The sequence below is a fragment of the Chryseobacterium sp. CS3K3.1 genome (genome assembly GCF_059515165.1).
Genome location: NZ_JCAKRV010000002.1, coordinates 25,280 through 47,664, shown reverse-complemented (window position 1 = coordinate 47,664; position 22,385 = coordinate 25,280). Strand labels below are relative to the sequence as shown.

General features: G+C 37.7%; 19 protein-coding genes. 15 read left to right on the top strand and 4 right to left on the bottom strand.

The window, feature by feature from the left end:
- Positions 1-144 precede the first annotated feature (144 nt).
- The gene (locus AC5YGI_RS02630; RefSeq protein ID WP_330745667.1) at positions 145-855 is read right to left on the bottom strand and encodes a hypothetical protein; all 711 of its coding nucleotides are present in this window, start codon (positions 853-855) and stop codon (positions 145-147) included.
- Positions 856-868: 13 nt separating this feature from the next.
- On the bottom strand, positions 869-1,561 hold the full coding sequence (locus tag AC5YGI_RS02625) for a hypothetical protein (protein WP_330745668.1): 693 nt from the start codon (positions 1,559-1,561) through the stop codon (positions 869-871).
- 109 nt (positions 1,562-1,670) lie between these two features.
- Here AC5YGI_RS02625 and AC5YGI_RS02620 point away from each other — a divergent pair, with 109 nt between their 5' ends.
- The 8 genes from AC5YGI_RS02620 to AC5YGI_RS02585 all read left to right on the top strand — a co-directional run bounded on the left by AC5YGI_RS02620 (position 1,671) and on the right by AC5YGI_RS02585 (position 14,412).
- Entirely contained in the window at positions 1,671-2,501 is an 831-nt protein-coding gene (locus AC5YGI_RS02620; protein WP_330745669.1) for a CPBP family intramembrane glutamic endopeptidase, read from the top strand.
- Between the two features lie 41 nt (positions 2,502-2,542).
- Complete coding sequence (rdgB, locus tag AC5YGI_RS02615) at positions 2,543-3,118, top strand: RdgB/HAM1 family non-canonical purine NTP pyrophosphatase (protein ID WP_496167425.1); 576 nt, start codon at positions 2,543-2,545, stop codon at positions 3,116-3,118.
- A gap of 68 nt (positions 3,119-3,186) precedes the next feature.
- Complete coding sequence (locus AC5YGI_RS02610; RefSeq protein WP_110009301.1) at positions 3,187-4,101, top strand: ribonuclease Z; 915 nt, start codon at positions 3,187-3,189, stop codon at positions 4,099-4,101.
- A gap of 7 nt (positions 4,102-4,108) precedes the next feature.
- Complete coding sequence (locus tag AC5YGI_RS02605; RefSeq protein WP_442879162.1) at positions 4,109-4,879, top strand: TIGR02757 family protein; 771 nt, start codon at positions 4,109-4,111, stop codon at positions 4,877-4,879.
- Positions 4,880-4,890: 11 nt separating this feature from the next.
- Positions 4,891-5,457: a DUF1003 domain-containing protein gene (locus AC5YGI_RS02600; RefSeq protein WP_454511589.1), complete on the top strand. Its 567-nt coding sequence runs from the start codon at positions 4,891-4,893 to the stop codon at positions 5,455-5,457.
- A 195-nt stretch (positions 5,458-5,652) separates the two neighbouring features.
- Entirely contained in the window at positions 5,653-8,013 is a 2,361-nt protein-coding gene (locus AC5YGI_RS02595) for a choice-of-anchor L domain-containing protein (RefSeq protein ID WP_496167424.1), read from the top strand.
- A gap of 168 nt (positions 8,014-8,181) precedes the next feature.
- On the top strand, positions 8,182-11,766 hold the full coding sequence (locus tag AC5YGI_RS02590; RefSeq protein WP_496167423.1) for a choice-of-anchor L domain-containing protein: 3,585 nt from the start codon (positions 8,182-8,184) through the stop codon (positions 11,764-11,766).
- A gap of 288 nt (positions 11,767-12,054) precedes the next feature.
- Positions 12,055-14,412 carry a choice-of-anchor L domain-containing protein gene (locus AC5YGI_RS02585; protein WP_330745673.1) on the top strand — a complete coding sequence of 786 codons (2,358 nt, stop codon included), beginning with the start codon at positions 12,055-12,057 and terminating at the stop codon, positions 14,410-14,412.
- Positions 14,413-14,539: 127 nt separating this feature from the next.
- Here AC5YGI_RS02585 and rsmA read toward each other — a convergent pair whose 3' ends face one another.
- The gene (rsmA, locus tag AC5YGI_RS02580) at positions 14,540-15,310 is read right to left on the bottom strand and encodes a 16S rRNA (adenine(1518)-N(6)/adenine(1519)-N(6))-dimethyltransferase RsmA (protein ID WP_137905351.1); all 771 of its coding nucleotides are present in this window, start codon (positions 15,308-15,310) and stop codon (positions 14,540-14,542) included.
- A gap of 91 nt (positions 15,311-15,401) precedes the next feature.
- Between rsmA and AC5YGI_RS02575 the strand changes: the two genes are divergently transcribed.
- The 7 genes from AC5YGI_RS02575 (at position 15,402) to AC5YGI_RS02545 (ending at position 20,940) form a co-directional block, all read left to right on the top strand.
- The gene (locus tag AC5YGI_RS02575; protein WP_110009307.1) at positions 15,402-16,301 is read left to right on the top strand and encodes a cell division protein FtsX; all 900 of its coding nucleotides are present in this window, start codon (positions 15,402-15,404) and stop codon (positions 16,299-16,301) included.
- Between the two features lie 2 nt (positions 16,302-16,303).
- Positions 16,304-16,600 (top strand): DUF3098 domain-containing protein, encoded by a 297-nt coding sequence (locus AC5YGI_RS02570; protein WP_110009308.1) that lies wholly within the window; start codon positions 16,304-16,306, stop codon positions 16,598-16,600.
- 110 nt (positions 16,601-16,710) lie between these two features.
- The gene (locus AC5YGI_RS02565; protein ID WP_330745676.1) at positions 16,711-17,529 is read left to right on the top strand and encodes an undecaprenyl-diphosphate phosphatase; all 819 of its coding nucleotides are present in this window, start codon (positions 16,711-16,713) and stop codon (positions 17,527-17,529) included.
- Between the two features lie 20 nt (positions 17,530-17,549).
- Complete coding sequence (gene truB, locus AC5YGI_RS02560; protein ID WP_330745677.1) at positions 17,550-18,248, top strand: tRNA pseudouridine(55) synthase TruB; 699 nt, start codon at positions 17,550-17,552, stop codon at positions 18,246-18,248.
- An 80-nt stretch (positions 18,249-18,328) separates the two neighbouring features.
- A complete protein-coding gene (locus AC5YGI_RS02555) occupies positions 18,329-18,823 on the top strand; it encodes a hypothetical protein (protein WP_202838510.1) in 495 nt (164 codons plus the stop codon).
- On the top strand, positions 18,823-19,545 hold the full coding sequence (gene rluF, locus AC5YGI_RS02550; protein WP_496167422.1) for a 23S rRNA pseudouridine(2604) synthase RluF: 723 nt from the start codon (positions 18,823-18,825) through the stop codon (positions 19,543-19,545). The genes AC5YGI_RS02555 and rluF overlap by 1 nt, the downstream gene beginning before the upstream one ends.
- Before the next feature lie 171 nt (positions 19,546-19,716).
- Complete coding sequence (locus AC5YGI_RS02545) at positions 19,717-20,940, top strand: YncE family protein (protein WP_496167421.1); 1,224 nt, start codon at positions 19,717-19,719, stop codon at positions 20,938-20,940.
- A gap of 78 nt (positions 20,941-21,018) precedes the next feature.
- On the opposite strand, the gene AC5YGI_RS02540 is transcribed toward AC5YGI_RS02545, so the two are convergent.
- Positions 21,019-22,281 (bottom strand): helix-hairpin-helix domain-containing protein, encoded by a 1,263-nt coding sequence (locus tag AC5YGI_RS02540; protein ID WP_496167420.1) that lies wholly within the window; start codon positions 22,279-22,281, stop codon positions 21,019-21,021.
- Between the last annotated feature and the right edge of the window lie 104 nt (positions 22,282-22,385).

The following is a 22,385-nucleotide window of genomic DNA, read 5'->3' as shown; positions in this document are numbered from 1 at the left end:
CAAAAATCGTGATTTTTTACGAGGTTTTCAAATTTAAATGAAGACAATATTCATTACGCAGAAGAATAGAAGGATAACCGCATTTGAGAATGAAAGATATGGCTATAAACTCATCCGTAATTGGCTTTGCGTCAACATTACTTATCAGACAAACATTTTAATCAGCAATATAAAGACATAAACCAATCCGGCAGCAAACAGTATAAAAACTGCAGACATGATGTATTCAAATATTCCAAATTCTGTTTTTTGTGGTTCTGAACTAAGATTGTACTGATCAATCGCTTGCTGACTTATTTTCAGATCCGGACGAAAGTGTTGAATGCCTTTAAGAAAATGACGGTATAGCTGATATTGGTTGCGTAGAATTACTAAGTTAAAATTAAAGTCTACCGTTGAAGGCATAATTTCCCCAGCTTTATTTTTCAGGTAAACCTGCAATGTCGTTTTGCCGTATTTTACGGTCTGGGTGTTGAAAACATGTACATCGGTGGATGAGTGCTGAGCTGGCTGAAGTTCATGATATAATATGGTTTCAATAATTGCATTACGGTGGTTGTAGAATGTTACTCCTTTTTCATCTACAATGGCTTTTCGGATCTTTTGTTTTTTTCTGTAAGTTAAAGCCACGATCAAAGCGATACAGCAGAACATAAGAAGAAGCAGGGCAATAAGAATCGTGAAAAAGATACCAAGGTCATTTTCTATAAATGGTTTGAAATTATTATAAATAAGATTGAAAACAACCCCGATTACCACCATAATCAGAATAACAGCGATCCACAGAATTCCCGTGAGAAAGTAAGTAATGGGTATATTGATTTTGGATTCTATGGTCTGGAATTTTTCAATCATATTAATTCTTAGCTTAAGTTAACAAAAATACAAGCCCGCATATAAATGACGTAATTATGAGTGCTGCCAGTATGACAAGCCAGCCTCCCAGAGAAATCCCTTTGCGGTTCACTTTCCAGGTTTCTGTATCAATAGAATAGCTTCGGAAAACGAGAGGATCTACCTTCAAATCACGTCGAAAAGTGACGATGCCGTGTAGGAAACGGGCATACAAAATAGATTTGTTTTTTACCACTTTTAAAGGAAGATTCATATCAATACGTCTTGAAGTTTGTTCTTTTTTATCTGATAAGATTGTTACTTCCAGTAAAGGGGCGATTCCTGATCCTACCGGATTTACCGTGTAAATATCAAAATCCTGTGTTGAAGGCCGGAGATCTGTATAGAGGATCTGATCCACAATTTCATTTCCTGAATTATAAAATAAAAGTCCGGTTTCATCAACCACAATTGTATGGGCCAGTTTTTTTCTTTTAATAATATAATAACGGATTGCAGGAATCAAAATCAACAATGAAAGTCCCCAGCCGATCAGGGCAGGGTACAGCATGGCTTCAAATCCTCTTTTGTAAATTCCATAAGCAGGGCCTAAAACGAAAATCAAAGCGAAGGAAATAAAGATCACAAAGAAAAGAGCATTCAGGACAATGGTCATCCATCTGTTGGTGGTAGACTCAATTTTTTGGAATGGAAATTCTGTATGCATTTTGTGATGTTCATGGATAAAGGAACGAAAATAAGAAAATCCTTTTTTAGTTGCCTGTAGCAGTCAAAAAAATTATCTTTGTTTTTCATAAACTTTTTACAGAGAAAGGATGGAAAATAGCAAATATCCGAAGTTTACGTTTACATGGTTGGGCGGTGTTGTCTTGGTGGTTGGATTATTCGTAGGAACAATGGCCGTTTCTTTATTCAGTACTTTTTGGAAAGTGGTTTTCAGGGAAAATATTGAATTGAAAGACTGGTTTCTGATGGTAGCGAATTCTGTAGGATTCCTTACTGCTATTGCCTTTTTTGACTTTTTTATCGTAAGGCGTACCACACAGAAAAAGCTTAATTTCAACTTGTCATCAGTTAATTTTTCAACCTATCTCCTCATCTTTCCAATGATGGCGGGAATGATGTTTATTTCTGAATTTGTAGCCGCTCAGATCCCAACTACAGGGCCTTTTTTCGGAGATTTTTATGAATATTTTACAAGGCTGATGAGCCAATTGACAGACAATCCGGTGATAATGATTATCATGACGGTTATTATGGCTCCCGTTTTTGAGGAAATTATTTTCAGAGGAATTATTCAGAAAGGATTGATCAATAAAGGAGTAGAACCCTGGAAAGCGATTCTGTATGCTTCCATTATTTTTGGAATAGTTCACGGAAATCCATGGCAGTTTATCAGTGCAGTGATGCTGGGCTGTGTGCTTGGATTGGTGTATTATAAAACAAAATCTTTACTGATGCCGATATTACTGCATGCCTTTAATAACTTAACACTGTCGTTGTTGGTTCTGTATGGTAAAGATGAGAGTTTTGCAAAAGTTCTTCATATTTCAGAATGGCTTGTATTAGCCGTAGGAATTGTACTTTTTTCCTTATTCTATTACCTGTTTATGAAAAAGTATAAAGTACATTATGCTGAAATGTAAGTAACCCGATTTAAAAAGTAAAATTGAAAATGAATATAGAAATGGAATTATTAGTAGCTACACACAATGGACATAAAAAAGAAGAAATCCAACAGATCCTGGGAAGTGACTGCGTGGTGAAAAGTCTTACCGATTATAATATTCACGAAGAAATTGTAGAAGACGGAGATTCATTTCATGCCAATGCCCTGATCAAGGCTAAATATTGCTTTGAAAAAACAGGTGTTCCAAGTTTGGGAGATGACAGCGGTTTGGTTGTAGAATCTTTGGATGGAAGACCTGGGATTTTCTCAGCCCGCTATGCCGGAGACCACGATTTCGCAAAAAATATCGAAAAGGTATTAGAAGAAATGCAGGACGTTGAAAACAGAAAGGCTTATTTTGTAACGGTTCTGTGCTATTATGATGAAAACGGGGCTCAATATTTTGAAGGCAGGGTTCATGGAAATTTACTGACAGAAAATAAAGGTTTCAAAGGTTTCGGATATGATCCGATTTTTGTTCCTGAAGGATATGAAAGAACCTTTGCAGAAATGGATCCTGAAGACAAAAATAAAATCAGTCACCGCAAACAGGCATTAGACCTGTTTATGGATTTTTTAAAAGTAACCGATTAAGTTTACATATCAGGGCGAAATCCCCATTTAGTTTTTCTGTTGTACATTTGTCATCATAAATTATTGATTTGAGTACTTATTTAACAATATTAGGTTTTAACTCTGCGATTCCGACCATCAACACGTCACCCACAGCACAGCTGCTGGAAATGGAAGAAAGACTCTTCCTGATCGATTGTGGAGAAGGTACACAGGTTCAGCTGAGAAAAGCAAAAGCAAGATTTTCAAAAATCAATCATATTTTTATCTCTCATCTTCATGGAGATCATTGTTTTGGGCTGCCGGGGCTTATAGCTTCTTTCCGTCTCTTAGGAAGAGATATGCCATTGCATGTTTATGGGCCGAAAGGTATTAAGAAAATGCTGGAAACTATTTTTCAGATCACGGAAACCCACCGTGGTTTTGAAGTGATTTATCATGAACTGGATAAAGATTATTCTGAAAAAATATATGAGGACAACAGGGTAGAAGTATATACTATCCCGCTGGACCACAGAATCTACTGTAACGGTTATCTTTTTAAAGAAAAACCGAAAGACAGACATCTTAATATGAAAGAGATTGCGAAATACAGCGAAATTGAAACCTGCGATTATCACAATATCAAAGCAGGGAAGGACTTTGTACTGAGTGATGGCTATGTTCTTAAAAATGAAATTCTGACTGTTGATCCTGCTCCGTCGGTATCCTATGCATTTTGCAGTGATACCCGTTATCTTGAAAGTGTCATCCCGATTATTAAAAATGTAACGGTTCTGTATCATGAATCCACATTCTTACATGATCTGAAGGAAATGGCAGATTATACAGGTCATACCACAGCTTTGGAAGCAGCTACGATAGCTCAGAAAGCTCAGGTTGGAAAGTTGATTTTAGGCCACTTTTCCAACAGATATGGAGATCTGACCGTATTTACTGATGAGGCGAGAGAAATATTTCCCAATACATTTTTACCAAAAGCATTGGAGAGTGTAAAGATTTAGAATGAATATGCTGAAATTTGAAGAACTCAGAGATTTTCTCAACGAAAAAGCAGATCAGTATAACGCTCCTGATTTTATTGAAAATGATCCGATACAGATTCCTCATCGTTTTTCTTTAAAACAGGACATTGAAATTGCAGGATTTCTGGCAGCTACGATTTCCTGGGGAAACAGAAAGTCGATCATTAATTCTGCGGATAAAATGCTTGATATTATGGGAAATTCTCCCTATGATTTTGTAATGAATTATTCTGAAAAAGATCTGGAAAGTATTCAGGATAAAAGCATTCACAGAACTTTCAACGGACAAGATTTCTCTTATTTTATCAAACAGTTCAACAGAATTTATAATGAAAATGAAAGCCTGGAAAGTTTATTTAAAGTAAAAAAAACAGAAAATAACTTTCTGCATGCCATAGAAAGATTCAGAAGTGGTTTCCTGGAAACAGAAAAGCACAGAAGCCATAAACACATCAGTTCACCTTATAAGAATTCCTCTGCCAAAAGGATTATTATGTTTTTAAGATGGATGGTGCGTAAAGACAAAAGAGGGGTAGACTTTGGAATCTGGGAGAATATAGATCAGAAAAATCTTTCCATTCCTCTGGATGTGCATACCGGGAACATTTCCAGAAAACTGGGATTGGTTTCAAGGACACAAAATGATTGGAAAACAGTGGAAGAGCTGGATATTGCCATCAGAAAATTTGATGAAAAAGACCCTGCAAAATATGATTTTGCATTGTTTGGATTAGGAGTAACAAAAGAACTGTTGTAAAAATAGAAAGGATGAAAAAATATAACGAAAAAACAGAAGTTCTTGAGAAAATTGCAGACAGCATTACCTCATGGATCGGATCTATTCAGTCCCTGATTGTTCATACCCTGCTGTTCCTTACCTCGTTTTTGCTTCCGATGCTGAATATCGTGGATTTTGATAAAATGCTTCTGATTCTTACGACCGTACTTTCCCTGGAAGCTATTTATCTGGCAATCTTCATTCAGATGTCTGTGAATAAAAGCCACGAGAAAATTGAAGATATCCAGGAAGATATTGAGGAGATCAGCGAAGATATCGAAGACATTCAGGAAGATCTTGAAGAAATCAGCGAAGACATTGAAGAGATCAATGAGGATATAGAAGATATCCAGGAAGACATTGAGGAAATCAGCGAGGATATTGAAGAGATCAACGAAGAAGAGGATGAGGAAGATCACAATGAAAGAGCGAAAAATGTAATGCTCAAGAGCAATGTAAGCTCCAACAAAAATGAAATAAAAGCTTTAAAGGATATTATCTCGCAATTGCAGAATGAAATAGACCAATTGAAAAAAGATGATAAATTGCCGGAATAAGTTTATTAAAAATAGAAACAGACTAAACCTCTTAGTCTGTTTTTTTATGTCTGAATTGTTGGGTTTAATGATTTATGGAAAATGTAATGATAAGAAAAATTTATTGTGAATGTACACGATGAATTATAAAAATAGTAGTGGTTAAGGGGGGATTAGTATAATTATTTTTGCTACATTTGAACAAATGAAAACAAAATGTTAATTTATAGACTAAAAAACTATTTTTTCCTTTTTTCTTTTTTATTGATTTCTGTTTCTGCATTTTCTCAAACGAGACCTGTCAGGAAGTCTGAAAAAATAAAACCTTCTGCGGCCAGTCTCAGAGCTGGAGCATTCATTGATGTGAATGTGCCTCCATATACACCTTCCAATTATACACCGGAGCAGTTGGTAAAGAATATTCTGATCAATGGCGGTACCAACTGTACAACAGCCAATGTGACCAACGTTACCGTATCTCCTAATCATGATGTGACCAACAGCAACAGATTCTGGGGCTATTTTCATAAAGGAACTACCAACTTTCCTTTTACCGATGGTATTGTCCTTACTACAGGATACGCTTCAGAAGCTGGTAATAACTATGTAGCAGCTGTCGGGCAATCCGTAGGAACAGGAAGTGATGCGGATCTTGTAGCCGCTACCGGAGCCAATGTCAGTTTAACGGATGCAGTAGCTCTTGAATTTGATTTCGTCCCGAATTCCAATCAGGTAAAATTTAATTATATATTTGTTTCTGATGAATATACTTCCAATTATCCCTGTACAGGTTATTCCGATGCCTTTGCATTATTGCTGAAAAAGGTGGGTGACCCTACCTATACCAATCTTGCCGTATTACCGGGAGGAGCGGGACCTGTAAGTGCAACCAATATTGTTCCTGCAGGAAATGGATTCAGCTGCGGACCGATCAATGCCAGCTATTTTGGAGCACTGGAAAACCCACACCTGGTTACAAACTATTTTGGAAGAACAACTCCCTTAACAGCTATTGCAGATGTAATTCCGGGACAGACTTATCACTTCAAAATGGTATTGGCAGATGCCAAAGACCCTTCTCATGACTCTGCGGTCTTCCTGGAAGGAGGATCTTTTGACGTGGGAATTAAAATTGTAGATGAAGCAGGAGTAGTGTTACCGGGCAGTATCAATATGTGTGATAATACTCCAAAACAGTTGAAAGCACAGGTGGCAGCAATTCCGGGAATGACTTATCAGTGGTACAAAGACGGAGTGGCTATTCCGGGGGCAACCAGTGCCGTGTATGTAGCTACCCAGGCGGGAGTTTATACGGTAAAAGTAATGGTTCCCGGAAATCAGTGTCCTGGCGAAGCTACTATTACCATTATCGGAGGAACAAGTCCTACTGTACAAAATGCTGAACTTAAACTCTGCACAACCCCTGCAATTACCAGCTTTAATCTGGAAACAGCAAAACCTCTGATCAGTACAACGCAGGGAGCGGTATTCCGTTTTTATGCGAATCAGGCTGATGCACAGGCTCAAAATAACAGTTATATCACCAATCTTACCAATTATACAGGAACAGATGGACAGATTTTATATGTTCTGGTTTCCAATGGCGCTTTCTGTAGTAAAATTGCAACCTTAACGTTAAGAAAAGAAGAAACACCAACAGCATTGGTTACAGCACCGAGATTGAAAATCTGTGCCGGAGAATCCGTATTGTTAACAGCTACCGGCGGTGTAACCTATGAATGGACCGATTCTGCAGCTGCTACCGGAGGAATCAGAACGGTAAGTCCAACTCAGACGACTACCTATACAGTATATGCTATCGGAGCACAGGGATGTAAATCTCTTCAGCCGGCACGTATTACCATTGAAGTAGTACCTGCTATTGTTTCAAATTTAAAAGGCGGCCATATCTGCCAGGGAGATAAAATTATTCTGGATGCGGGTTCAGGGCCAGGATATACCTATCAGTGGAGTACTGGTGAAACGAGTCAGAGCATTACTGTAGGTACTCCTGGGGAGTATTCAGTAGTAATCAGTAACGGGGTTTGTTCAAAAGAGTTCGAAACTGAGGTGATTAAAGCTGTAATTCCGGAAGTGATCAAAGTGGATTATAATGAGAGTGGAACCATGATCGTTACAGCAAGTAATCCAAGTAACGGTATCCTGGAATATTCAGTAGATAACGGAGTTACATGGCAGTCTTCCAATGTATTTAATAATGTACCTAAAAATAAGATCATTTCGATCAGGGTAAGAGTTAAATTTACAAGCTGCGTAGGTTTCCTTGAATTCTTTACATTCGTCATGAAAAATGTAATTACTCCAAACGGGGATAATATTAATGATACGATTGATTTTAGCGGGGTAGTTAATTACAAAGATTTCAGCGGTCAGGTTTTCGACCGATATGGAAGAGAAGTTTTCAAAGCAGAGAAGACCAGACCGTATTGGGACGGGTATTTCCAGGGTAAAAAGCTTCCTACTTCAACATATTGGTATCAGGTAACCTTCGAAGATCCTGCAAGCAAGGAACTTACTGTGAAAACAGGCTGGATATTGCTTAAAAATATAGAATAATTTGAACTATAACTGAAAGACTGACTATTTTGTCAGTCTTTTTGTATTATTTTAAAATAAACAGAGTTGATATTCTAACATAAATAAATTTGCGTTAGTAATAATGTAAATTGTGTTAACTTGAATTTCAATTAAAAAAAATAGTATTTTTGTTTAAAATAATATAAAATGTTAAATAGGAGGATAGGAAATTTATTTTTAGCGTTATTTTTAGCTTTCATAGGGAACTTTATTTTGGCCCAAAATAAAGGAAGGGTAGAAATAGCATCAAAACCTACTGCTGCTTCTTTGAGGGCAGGTGCCTTTATAGATGTGAATGCACCCAGTTACCCGGAATCCGGCTATCCTATCACTCAGCTGATCAATGATGTTCTTATATCCGGAGGTTCCACCTGTACCAGCTCAACAGTAAGTAATGTAACTGTTTCCCCCAACCTGGCTGCTACCAATCAGAACCGAAGCTGGGGATATTTTAATAAATCAAATACCAATTTTCCTTTCAGCAAAGGGATTATCCTTTCTACCGGATATGCCAATAAAGCAGGGAACACTCTTCAGGGAACTTTAAGTGATGATCTTGGAACCGGAGGTGATATAGATCTTGCGAATGCGTTGGGAATCGGTAATACTAACCTCACCAATGCTACCTCTATAGAGTTTGACTTTGTAGCTGCTTCTACTGAAATTACTTTCAGGTATTTATTTGCTTCTAAAGAATACCAGCAAAACTTTCCATGTACCATCACAGATGGTTTTGCATTGCTGTTAAAAAAATCAACAGATCCTACTTATACCAATCTTGCAGTGCTTCCGGGAGGAGCGGGACCTGTAAGTGTAACGAATATCCACCCGCAATATCAAAACTGCGGACCTAAAAATGAAGCGTATTACGGAGGAACCAATACCGCTCAGATTGAAACCAATTTTAATGGACGTACTATTCCTCTGACAGCAAAAGCAACTGTCATTCCCGGGCAAACCTATCATTTTAAAATTGTGCTTGCGGATTATCAGGATCCCAACTTTGATTCAGCAGTATTTCTTGAAGCAGGATCATTTGATATCGGGGTGAAAATCCTGGATCCGGCTGGCGTGCAGCTTCCTGATTCTGTTAATATGTGTGACAATACACCACAGACTTTTACAGCTTCTGTGCAGGGACCTAATATAACGTATCAGTGGTATCAGGGTACCACTCCGATTGCAGGAGCTACCAATGCAAGTTACACGGCAACAGCACCAGGGGTATACACCGTTAAGGTTTTCATCCAGGGGAATACCTGTCCGGGAGAAGCTACTATTACAGTAGTTGGCGGAACATCTCCTACAGTACAGAATGCTACATTAACAGCCTGTTATGCTGCCGGAAACGCAACTTTTAATTTAACATCAGCACAAGCTTCTATAAGTACTACTCCGGGAGCTGTGTTTTCATATTATACTACCTTGGCGGATGCCAATGCAGGAAATGCCAATACAATCCCTAATCCAACAGCTCATCAGAGTGCAGGTGGAACGGTGTATGTAAGAGTAGCCAACGGTTTCTGTGCAAAAGTAGCACAACTCCAACTGGTAAAAGCTCCACAGATGATACCTACCATTGCCCCTCCGGCAGTGCTTACCTGTAACAATTCTCAGACCACGCTGGATGCATCAGCTTCCGTTTATCCGGCAGGAGCTACTTTCAACTGGACGACTACGGGAGGGAATATTGTTTCAGGAGCAACGACTTTAAATCCTGTGATTAATGCTGCAGGAACTTATACTTTAACCATTACAAAAGTGTATCAGCCTGGAAATATCAGCTGTACAGCGGTAGGGACTGTAACCGTGACAGGAAACAGTGCTCCGCCAGTTACCGGGCTTACAGCAAGCAAAATAAAAATCTGTAAAGGAGATTCTGTAACACTCACCGCTTCAGGCGGGGCTACCTATAACTGGGGTAATGGCCTTACAGGAAACGGAAGTACACAGGTTGTTTCACCTACTGCCACAACTACTTATACCGTAACAGCAGTAGGGGCGAATGGCTGTGTTTCTCAAAACCCTGCAACGATAATAATAGAAGTTTCAGAACCTTTTACAGCGCAAAATGCAACACTTCATAAATGTTATCAGCCGGGATTAACTTATAATCTTACGGAAGCCCAGCCGCAGATTACAACTACTGCAGGAGTTACTTTTACTTACTACGTCAATCAGGCTGATGCCAATGCTGCTAACGGAAACTTTATTGCAGCACCTACAACATATACGCCGCCGGGAGGAAGCCAGACTATTTATGTACTGGTAAGTAATGGAGGCTGCAGTTATGTAGTATCCCTGCAGTTACTAAGCACGGCTCAAACTACGCTTACCATTGCTGCACCACAAACAATTACCTGTACAACACCACAGGTTACCATCAATGCATCAGCGTCTGTTGTACCTGCTGGATCTACCATTGCATGGACAACCACCGGAGGTACTATTGTGTCCGGAGCTAATACACTTACCCCTGTTGTAAGCGCCGGCGGAACCTATACTTTAACAGTTACGAATGTATCACAACCAGGAAATCTGAGCTGTACATTTACTTCGACAGTAACAGTACAAGAAGATAAAGTACAGCCGGTTGCTGCATTAGTTTCATCACAACCCCGTATTTGTGTAGGAGAATCCGTAACATTAACGGCTTCCGGAGGGGTAACCTATAACTGGGGAAATGGTCTTACAGGAAATGGAAATACCCAGGTAGTTTCACCTACTACAACTACTGTATATACGGTATTTGCCGTTGGAGCTAACGGATGTATTTCTGCTACACCAGCGTCAGTTACTGTTCAGGTAGGTCCGCCTATAGCAGGGCTTACAGCATCTAAATTAAAAATCTGTGAAGGTGAATCTGTAACATTGACTGCCACAGGAGGAATTACATATAACTGGATAGGCCTCACAGGAAACGGAAACACTCAGGTAGTTACTCCTACAGCAACAACAGAATATTCAGTATATGCATTGGGAGGAAACGGATGCAGCTCTGTGGATCCTGCCAAAGTTAAGATTGAAGTTGTTCCTGCAATCGTTTCCACATTAAAAGATGTATTTGTCTGTGCCGGAGATAAAGGAACGCTGGATGGCGGTTCAGGACCAAACTATACTTATGTATGGAGCACGGGAGCCACTACTCAAACCATAACAACGAATATTCCCGGAACATATTCTGTGACAATCAGTAATGGGGTTTGTTCCAAAACTTTCTCAGCACAGCTTATTAATCCTGATCTGCCGCAGTTTACCAATATTGTGTATGATAATCATATTCTTACGCTTACGGCAAGTAACCCTACAGGCGGAGTTTTAGAATATTCCATCGATGGAGGATTGACATGGCACGAATCGAATGTGTTTACAGGTATTTTAAACAATACCATGTATACTGTAATGGTAAGAGTGAAAGGTGCTAAATGCGGTACTTCGCTGGATTATTTTACATTCATTATCAGCAACGCTATTACCCCTAATATGGATGGTATCAATGATACCATTGACTTCACCGGAATAAGCGGTTACAAAGACTTCGCAGCTTCTATTTTCGACAGGTACGGCGCAGAAGTATTCAAAGCCAGTAAAGGAAATGTTATCTGGACAGGCTCTTTAAAGGGAATTAATCTTCCTACTGCTACTTATTGGTACAGGGTACAATGGGAAAATCCAGCCAGTAAGAAAATGGAACAGCGTTCAGGGTGGATTCTTCTTAAAAATAGAAACTAGATTTTATAAAAATAAAAATTGATCAAAAAAATCTTTCAGTAATGGAAGATTTTTTTTGATTTGATGAATAAATATTATCGTGTTTTGTGAATTATTTAAAATAAGTGGAAAATATGTTAAAATGATTTGTAATACGATGCTGGTACAACAGGTATGATTTGTCCGAATAGGGATTGATTAATGAAAATTTACTGTAAAAGCTTCTTGTTTTGTTTTTTTATAGTAAAAAATATAAATATGTATGCGAGATATTTAAAAAAAAATTAAATTTGTTGAAACAAAAATATTATGAGAAGATATCTACCGCTTTGTTTATTTTTTTTAGTCATCTCGACTTTTTTATTTTCACAAGATCTGCCACCACGAAAACACGCCAAAGAAACACCCTCAAATCTGTCTGCCAGAGCTGGTGCTTTTATTGATGTGAATGCTCCGCAGTATCCTGAAACCGCTTATACTATTGAAAAAATGGTTAAAGATGTATTGATCTCCTCCGGGACCAATACCTGCCTTACTCCCAATGTAACCAATGTAAAAATTACTCCTAACCACGCTGCAAGTGAGGCAAACAGAGCATGGGGATATTTTCATAAGGCTGCAACCAATTTCCCTTTTAAAGACGGGCTTATTCTTTCCACAGGGTATGCAAGAAGAGCTGGTAATACTTTTGAAGGTGGTCTGAGTGATGTCAACGGTGGAGGTTCAGATGCTGATCTTGCACAGGTGATCGGGGTTGTGGAAAGCAGACTGAATGATGCCGTTCTTTTGGAGTTTGACTTCGTTCCTACAACTTCTCAGATCAAATTTAATTACCTTATTGCCTCAGAAGAATATACAGGCTCATTCCCTTGTACCTTTGCAGATGCATTTGCCATCTTATTGAGACCTACTTCAGGTGGACCTTATGTAAATATGGCTGTACTTCCGGGAGGAGCAGGACCGGTAAGTATTACCAATATCCACCCTGCAATCGGATCCAGTTGTGGTGCTGTAAACGAACAATATTTTGCAGGATATAACACCGGGAACGTTGAAACAAATTTTAACGGGAGAACGATTCCATTGACTGCCACAGCAACCGTAGTAGCAGGACAGCAATACCACTTCAAAATGGTAATTGCCGATTATAGTGACCATAGTTATGACTCTGCTGTATTCCTTGAAGGAGGATCTTTCAATATCGGGGTAGACCTTTTAGATCCTGCAGGAACCAAATTGCCTTCAGATATTAATGTATGTGATAATGTACCTCAGGTCATTACAGCTTCTGTAAATGATCCTAACCTTGTATACCAGTGGTTCTTTAATGGAGCACCAATCCCGAATGCTACAACCAATACCATTACTGCAATACAGCCCGGTACCTATACGATCGAAGTAAGTGTTCCTGGTAACCCATGTCCGGGTAAAGCTTCCATACAGATTCACGGAGGAACAACACCTCAGGCTCAGGATGCAACATTGCTGCTTTGTACCACGCCGGATATTACTACTTTCGATTTAAGTACAATTATGCCTACCATCAGCCCAACGCCTGGTGCTATCTTTAAATTCTATGAAAATCAGGCGGATGCTGTTGCACAGAATAACAACTATATTCAGACACCTTTAAATTATAATGGTAACGATGGCCAGATTCTGTATGTTCTTGTTTCCAATGGAGGATTCTGTAGTAAAATTGTAGAATTGACATTACAGAAAGAAGCAACGCCAACCGCTAAAGTGAAGGCTTCCAGAATAAAAATCTGTCCGGGAGAATCTGTAACCCTTACGGCTGAAGGAGGAGATACCTATCTTTGGAGCAATTTCATGGGAACAGGGAATATGCAGACGGTTACTCTATATCAGACTACAACATTTACAGTATATGCCATTGGGGCAAAAGGATGTAAATCTCTTAATCCGGCAACGATCAGAATTGAAGTGACACCAGAAATTACCTCTACATTAAAAGACGTTGAAATGTGTGTCGGTGATATTGTAACTCTGGATGCAGGAGCTGGTGATGGTTATAAATATCTTTGGAGTACAGGTGCTACAACACGGAAAATTAATGTAGACCAATGGGGAATCTACTCAGTAGAAATTGATAATGGTATCTGTAAGAAGGTTTTTGAAGCCAAAGTAATGGGGGCAGCAACTCCTTTTGTTACTGCATTAAATTATGAAAGCATCAAAAAGACAGTAACAATCACTGCTGAAAACCCGCCAATGAACAATACACCAAGCACTTTGGAATATTCTCTTGATGGCGGTATCACATGGCAGGCTTCAAACGTATTTACGAATCTTTTAGACAATACAAACTATACTGTTTTGGTAAGAAGAGTAGGTACACACTGTGTAGGATCTCTTGAATTCTTTACATTGCAGATCAACAATATCATTACTCCTAACGAAGACGGAATCAATGATGTATTGGATCTTAAGGCTCTTGGAGACTTTAAAAACTTTACAGGTTCTATCTATGACAGATATGGAGTGGAAATGTTCAGGTTCTCGAAAGAAAATCCTGTCTGGGACGGAACAGTAAGTGGTAAGAGACTTCCTACAGCAACATACTGGTATAAGTTCAATTTTGAATATCCGAAATCAAAAGCCCAGATGAACTGGTCAGGATGGATCATGCTGAAAAACAGAAATTAAAATTGATAATGTAATATAAAAGAAAGCCTTTCGGATTTATTCGAAAGGCTTTCTGCTTTTAACAAACAATGTATTGTAATGTATTCAGCAAAAAAGCTCCCGGTAAGGAAGCTTTATAATGATTATTTTATTGATTTTCTTTCCATAGATTGGCAAAGTGTATAAAATCTGCTACACTAAGTTCTTCGGCTCTCTTATCTAAAAATTCGTGCCCTTTCAAGGCTTCAGGAATATTGAGTGTTTTTAAAGCATTGGAAAGCTTTTTTCTTCTTTGGTTGAAACCTGTTTTCACGATCTGCTTAAACAGTACTTCATTGCCCGCAAGCCCTTCTTTAGGGTTTCTTGTAAGCCTGATGACTCCCGATTTTACCTTTGGCGGCGGATTAAAGACATTCTCATGTACCGTAAACATATAAGATACATCATAATAAGCCTGTATCAGAACAGAAAGAATACCGTAATCTTTAGTTCTCGGAACAGCCGCTGTCCTTTCCGCTACCTCTTTCTGGAACATTCCTACCATTTCCGGGATCAGCTGGTAATGATCTACAATCTGAAACAGAATCTGTGACGAAATGTTATAAGGGAAATTACCAATGATTGCAATCTGATCATCCTTGATAAAACTGAAATCCTGCTTCAGAAAATCGCCAACAAAAGTTTCTTCAGTTACTTTTGTATAGTTGTTTTTCAGATATTCTATAGATTCTGTATCTATTTCGGCAAGGTAAATATTCTGATCCTTTTCAAGAAGATATTTGGTAAGAACGCCCATTCCGGGACCTACTTCCATGATGTTGGTATAGTTCTCAAAACTAAGACCTTCTACGATTTTTCTTGCGATATTTTCATCTGTCAGGAAGTGCTGTCCAAGATGTTTTTTTGCTTTTACACTCAAAGTTTTTTATGATTTTATTAACAGTGATTTTCTTTATTTCGTCCCAAATTTCGGAAGATTTTTTCTATTTTAGCCAAAAATTTTAATATTAATGGCTAAATCTGTAGATGAATTTAATAAGAAAAGGCTTCGGTCCAGCAATATTACAGTAGTGATAAGTATTGCCTTAGTGTTATTTTTGTTAGGATTAATGGGGCTTATTCTGATTAATGCCCAGAAGTATTCTGACTATATCAAAGAACAGTTGGTAGTGAATGCCTACTTTGATGAAAACTATGACGCTAAAGATTCTGTAAAAATTGCAAAACTTGAGGAAGAAACTTTTAAAAAGGTACAGTTATTAGCTCCTGTAAAAAAAGCGACTTATATTTCAAGAGAAATGGCGGCAAAAGAAGCCAAGAAAAGTATGGGAATCGACAGTGATGCATTGTTTGAGGAAAATATTTTCCCTTCTTCAATTGAAGTGGCTTTAAAGCCGGAGTTCGTAGATCCAGCAAAAATTGATGAAGCTATTAAAGAAATCAAATCCGTTCCCGGAATTATTGATGTTAAAAATGACAGTACTCTGATGGTAGATGTCTACAATAACCTGAGCAGAATCCTGAAGTGGATCCTAGGATTTTCAGTCCTGTTCCTGATATTGGCTGTTGTATTGATCAACAACTCTATCCGTCTGAAAATATTCTCGAAGAGATTTATTATTAAAACAATGCAGCTAGTAGGGGCGAAAAGAAGATTTATCCTTAAACCTTTCATTGTGGAAGCTATTATTTTAGGAGCTATCGGTTCTGTTATAGGTCTTCTCGCTTTGGGTGGAGTGTGGTATTATTTCACAAGTCAGATTGGTTCTGCATTCGTACAGGACAATAACCAGTACTTCTGGTTAGTAATCCTGGTACTGGGTGTTGGAATTTTTATTTCTGTCTTAAGTACCATTTTCGCTACATGGAGGTTCTTGAAATCAAACGTTGACGATTTATATTACTCTTAATAATGAGCAAAAAAACAAATAAATTTTCTGCTTCAGACTACGGGCATGAAGCTGAAGTACCACAGGAAAACGCTTTCTATTTCGGACAGCAGAATTTCAAATGGATGCTGATCGGATTAGCCTTCATTGTAGTAGGATTTCTACTTATGATGGGACCTGATGCCAATACGGTAGACGGAAAATTTGATCCTAACTCATGGAATGACGGGATCTTTTCTATCAGAAGAATCAGAATAGCACCTTTGTTTGTTGTTATAGGATTTGCAATAGAAGTGTACGCGATCTTAAAAAGAAAATAAATAAAACAATTTTATTTAAGGATTAAAAAATTTAAGAATTGAAAGATGTAAGCCAATGAGCTGATTTTTTAATTCTTAAATCTTTTAATCTTTTTAATTTTTAAAAGAATATGGATTTAATCAAAGCAATTATTATTGCCATTGTAGAAGGGTTGACGGAATATCTTCCGATTTCCTCTACAGCACATATGGGATTTACTGCGAATCTTATGGGGTTGGAAGAAACAGAATTTTTAAAAATGTTTCAGGTGTCTATTCAGTTTGGAGCTATTCTATCGGTGGTAGTAGCCTATTGGAAAAAGTTTTTTGACTTAAATAATATTCAGTTTTATTTTAAACTTGCATTTGCTGTAGTTCCGGCTTTGGTGTTGGGATATTTATTCGATGATAAAATTGAAGCCGTTCTTGGGAACCAGATTGCGATTTCTTCTGTATTGGTGTTGGGTGGTGTAGTTTTATTGTTTGCAGATAAATGGTTTAAGAATCCTAAAATTGATGATGAAAAAGGAATTACCGTAAGAAATGCTGTTACCATTGGTTTCTGGCAGTGTCTTGCGATGATGCCGGGAACAAGCCGTAGTGCGGCCTCTATTATTGGAGGAATGGCACAAGGTCTTACCAGAAAGGCTGCTGCAGAATTTTCTTTTTTTCTTGCAGTCCCTACCATGCTTGCGGTAACAGTGTACTCAGTTTTTGTTAAGACCTGGGGAAAAGAAACCGCAAATCCGCAGAAAGGATATGAAATGATTATGTCTTCGCAGGATCATATTATGATCTTTGTAATTGGAAATATCGTTGCATTTATTGTGGCACTTATTGCCATTAAAGCATTTATTGGTGTGCTTAATAAATACGGATTCAAACCTTGGGGCTGGTACCGTATTTTTGTAGGAATAGCCCTGTTGATTTATTTCTATTTCTTTAAATAAGAAATCTTTTATACTCATTCATGACTGCTGAAGAACTGAAATCAGGATATATCTTTTTATTGGACAAACCTTTGGACTGGACCTCCTTCCAGGCTGTCAATAAAATGAAATATAAACTTAAAAGGGAATTTGATCTTCCCAAGAAATTTAAAATCGGACACGCCGGAACCTTAGATCCAAGAGCAACCGGGCTGCTTATTGTCTGCTGTGGAAAATTTACCAAGAAAATTCCTGAAATTCAGGATGCTCCCAAAGAATACTGGACAGAGATCAAGATCGGTGTCCAGACAGAATCCTATGATACCGAAAAACCTGAAATTCTTCATCAGGATATTTCTCATATTACTGAAGAACAGGTAAAAGAAGTTCTTGAAAAATTTGTTGGAGAAATTGAACAGAAACCACCCGTTTATTCAGCTATTAAAATTGATGGCGAAAGAGCTTACAACCTTGCCAGAGCCGGTGAAGAAGTGGAAATGAAGGCAAGGAAAACAACCATCCATTATATCAAAGATATAAAAATCGATTTTCCTTTGGTGAGTTTTATGGTAGGCTGTTCAAAAGGAACCTACATCAGAAGTCTGGCTCATGATATCGGGCAGGAACTGGGAGTAGGAGCGTATCTGACACAGCTGAGACGTACCAAAATTGGTGATTATGCCATTGAAGATGCTACAGATCAGTTCCTGAATAACGAGTACAGATTTGAAGGCCTATGAAAATAAAATTATCCATTTTCTTATTAATATTTTCTTTTTGTAAAGCATTTTCTCAGGATACAGAAACTGGAAAATCAAAAATGGATTTCTACTTCAATCCTTCTCTGAATGTAGGATTTAATATTAATAAGAAGAACCAGACCAGCAATTCGCAGTATATTGAAAACAGATCTTCACTAGGAAATCTTACTTATGGGATTACTGCTGTCGGTGGATATAATTTTCTTCCTAACTTTGCATTGGGAACAGGATTTAAATATAGCTTTATCCAGGATAATTATCATCTGATTTATTGGGTTATTCAGCCAAAGATTATTTTTTCTCCGGGCGAAAGACCTTTTTATATCGATATTAATTATGGAAAACAGCTTAATCACTCTGCTGTTTCAGATACTGAATTCTGGGGCGGGAGACTGGGAATGCAGGTTTCCTATTCAAAAAGATTGAGCCAGGAAGGAGGAATTGTTTTTGAATCACATCGGCTGAAAGACGGAGCTGACGGTTTTTTCATAGGCCTGAGCTATGGAATTACCCTTTTCAGCAATAAAAATTATACCGGTTACGGAAAAGACTAATGGAAAAGACACGTATTAATAAATATTTATCAGAAGCAGGATACTGTTCGAGAAGAGCAGCTGATAAACTTCTGGAGGAAGGCAGAATTAAGATAAACGGGAAAATTCCTGAACTGGGAACCAAAGTTTCTGATGAGGACCTCGTAGAAGTAGACGGAAAACCCATCAGAGAACCTCAGGAAAAACCTGTGTATATCGTTTTTAATAAACCGGTAGGAATCGTTTGTACTACCGATACCAAACGTGAAAAAAATAATATCGTAGATTATATCAACCACCCGAAAAGAATTTTTCCTATCGGAAGACTGGATAAACCTAGTGAAGGGCTTATTCTCTTAACGAGTGACGGTGATATTGTCAATAAAATCCTGAGAGCTCGAAATAATCACGAGAAGGAATATCTGGTTCGTGTAGATAAGCCGATCACTCCAAAATTCCTGGAGAAAATGAGAAATGGAGTTCCCATCCTGGATACTGTGACTAAAAAATGTGAGGTAGAGAAGATTAATGAAATGAATTTCAGGATTATTCTTACCCAGGGACTGAACAGACAGATCCGAAGAATGTGCGAATATCTGGGGTATGAAGTTAAAAAACTTAAGAGAATCCGTATTATGAATATCAAACTTGATCTGCCGATAGGGAAATGGAGAGATATGACTGATGAGGAACTCAATACCTTAAACTCCTTGCTGGTAGATTCCAGTAAAACATTTGATTAAAAATATCTAAGATACTTTAACGATTTTTAATTTCATGCTTCCTTGTATAACTACAGGAAGCATTATTTTTGATGTTATTTGTTGTTTTTTTTCACATATTAGTGTGTTATATTTTTATTTTCATTGGAAATGTTTTATATTTATATTACTAATAATAATAACCGCAAAACCATGAAATTAAAATTGAATTTAGTGTTCTTGTTTGTTATTTTGATAATATCTGCGAGTTGCCTGAATGAGAACCATAATCCTGATCACCCCCATAATACTTCGTTTTACATTGATTACAGAAGCCTGAAAGGGTCATCAGACGGAATAGCCGTTATAGAACTCGATCCTGAAGCTCCGAATTTTGGAAACATCAGCAGTAAGCTTGAATTGGGTAATGGAGTATTGCCTCATCATATTTATTACAATCTGGATGCAAAAAAAATGTTCACCACTGCTTTGGGAGGCAGTTATCTCTATGAAATAAAAACTGATAAGGACCAATACGGACAGCCGAAATTAATAAGCGCAACTCCTATTGATACGGGCGAAAATACAGTAGGTGAAAACTTATTTTTCACAAATGACGGTAGATATTTTATGACTTTTATGGGTGGGGAAGGAGGTCCGAAAGATGGAAGTATTGGCGTTTTTAATGCTAATAATAATCAGCTTATCAAAACGATTAAAGCTTCCATTCAGGCTAATCCCGGTAAGTTTATCATGTATCCCCATGGCATTTCCGTTAATGAGGAAAAAGGATTAATGATGGTAACTTCTACCATTCACCCTGATTTTACGACAGGAATGGGAAACACCTGTACTTTATTAGATCTGAATACCTATGAAATCAAGGAAACATACCAGGTGGCAGATTCACCAACAGATTTGTCTGCTCCGGTTGAGGTATTGTTGCTTCGAGGAAAATTTCCACAATACGCACTTGCTACAACAATGCTTGGCGGTGATATCTGGATTGCCCCATACAATACTGCGACTAAAAAGTATGATGCTTTTACCAGGATTTTTGACGGAAGTACACAAGGGTTAGGCTGGGCGCTTGAAATGTATATTGATGATATAAATAAACTTTATGTAAGTTTTGCAGATCCTGGAAAAGTACTTGTTTTTGATATAAATAACCTTCCCCAGCTAAAGCTTTTGAAGACTTTTGAAGCTGATAGAGGGGCGCATCATATGGCTTTCTTTAAAACCAAGTCAGGAAAAGATGTTGTAGCAGTACAGAATAACCTATTGGATCTTCCTAACTTAAATTCCGGTACGATCAGTATCATTGATATTAATTCCGGGAAAAAATTAGGAACAGTAGATTTAAGGAATAAATATGGAATTCTACCGGAATCCATTGAAGGAACTAACGGGCCAAGCAGTTATATGCATCACTAAAATGCAAGACATTATTTATAGTATAACTCTTCCGGAATATTATTTCGGAAGAGTTTATGTCAACTTCTTGTTGTCATGTTATTTTACATATAATTTCATTCTTTCTTCATACTCAGGTTTCAGTTTCAAAAGTTTCCATATTTTTTTATCATCTGGATTACTGGTCCGGTAGAATATGATTTTATCTGCTGAGTACTTGAAATAAGGATGATTTTTAAGCCATTCCTCCGGTGCATTTACTAATGAGTACCGGGGAACATCTGATGTATTCAACGGAGCTATTGAAATCAGTTTCTGAACCAGATCCTGATCGATGTTGTAAGTACTTAGGATTTGCTGCTTATTCATAAAACCTCCCAGTTTCTTTCTGAAACCAATGATTGAACCTGCACTTCTTTCATCCAGTCCGAATTCTATAAGCTGTTTAAACGTAATGGTATTAAGGTCTGTTTTTGAAAAGTCTGTTTTTTCCTGCTGTTTTTCCTGAAGTTTGATATAAGGTTTCATTTCCTGAAATTTCTCAGCAGAAATCACAAAACATTTCTGCAGATCGTCAAGGCTTTTAAAGCTTCCTCTTAAATTCCGGTTCCGGTAATTGAGGATTGTGATTGCTTGTTTTTCTGAGAATCCAAGTGTTTTCCAGCCCTCTAAGTCCAGTTGATCAGGATCAAAAATATGATATTGAATTCTGGATTTTACAGGATTATCCTTCGCGAAATTCCTGAAATTTTCGGGAGTTTTTGCCGGCAGCAAAAGATAAGGTTCAAGTTTGCTGTAATTCTCCGGGGAAATGATGAAGCATTCTTTAAACTTTTCCTTACTGATAAAACTTCCCCCGAGATAATTTTTATACTTTATAATAGCTTCTGCCTGCTTTTCACTGAAACCCATCTTAAGCCAGTCATGAACAGAAAACTGATCAGGATTGAATTTTCCTGAAATCATAATTCCTTTCTTCCCGTATGGAGTGAATCTTTTGGGATCTCCTTTTTCTGCTGTTTCGGGAAGTAAAATGAAAGAGGACAGTACACTGAATTTCTCATTGGAAATAGCATAACATTTTTTCAACTGCTGTTTCGAAGTAAACTTTCCTCCAACAATATCTTTATACTTCAGAATGGTTGCTGTCTGTTTCTCTGAAAATCCAAGTTTCTGCCATTGTTCTTTGTCCAGTGTATTGGGATCAAAATCTGATAGATTTGCTGGTATTGAAGCATCTGAAATAAACGTTACCTTGGGAAAAGGTTCTTTTTCACGACTGGTGTATTTCTGATAGGCTAATAAAACAGTCAGCAATGTGACCATCAATGCCAGTTTCCGGTAATAGTTTTTTCTCATCATACAGTAAACGTAATAATAAAAATAAAGCACTGCAATAGCTGGTAATGAAATGGTTAAAGATGATAAAGAGAAAGTGTTTTATGGTTTACAAGGTTGCGGGAATA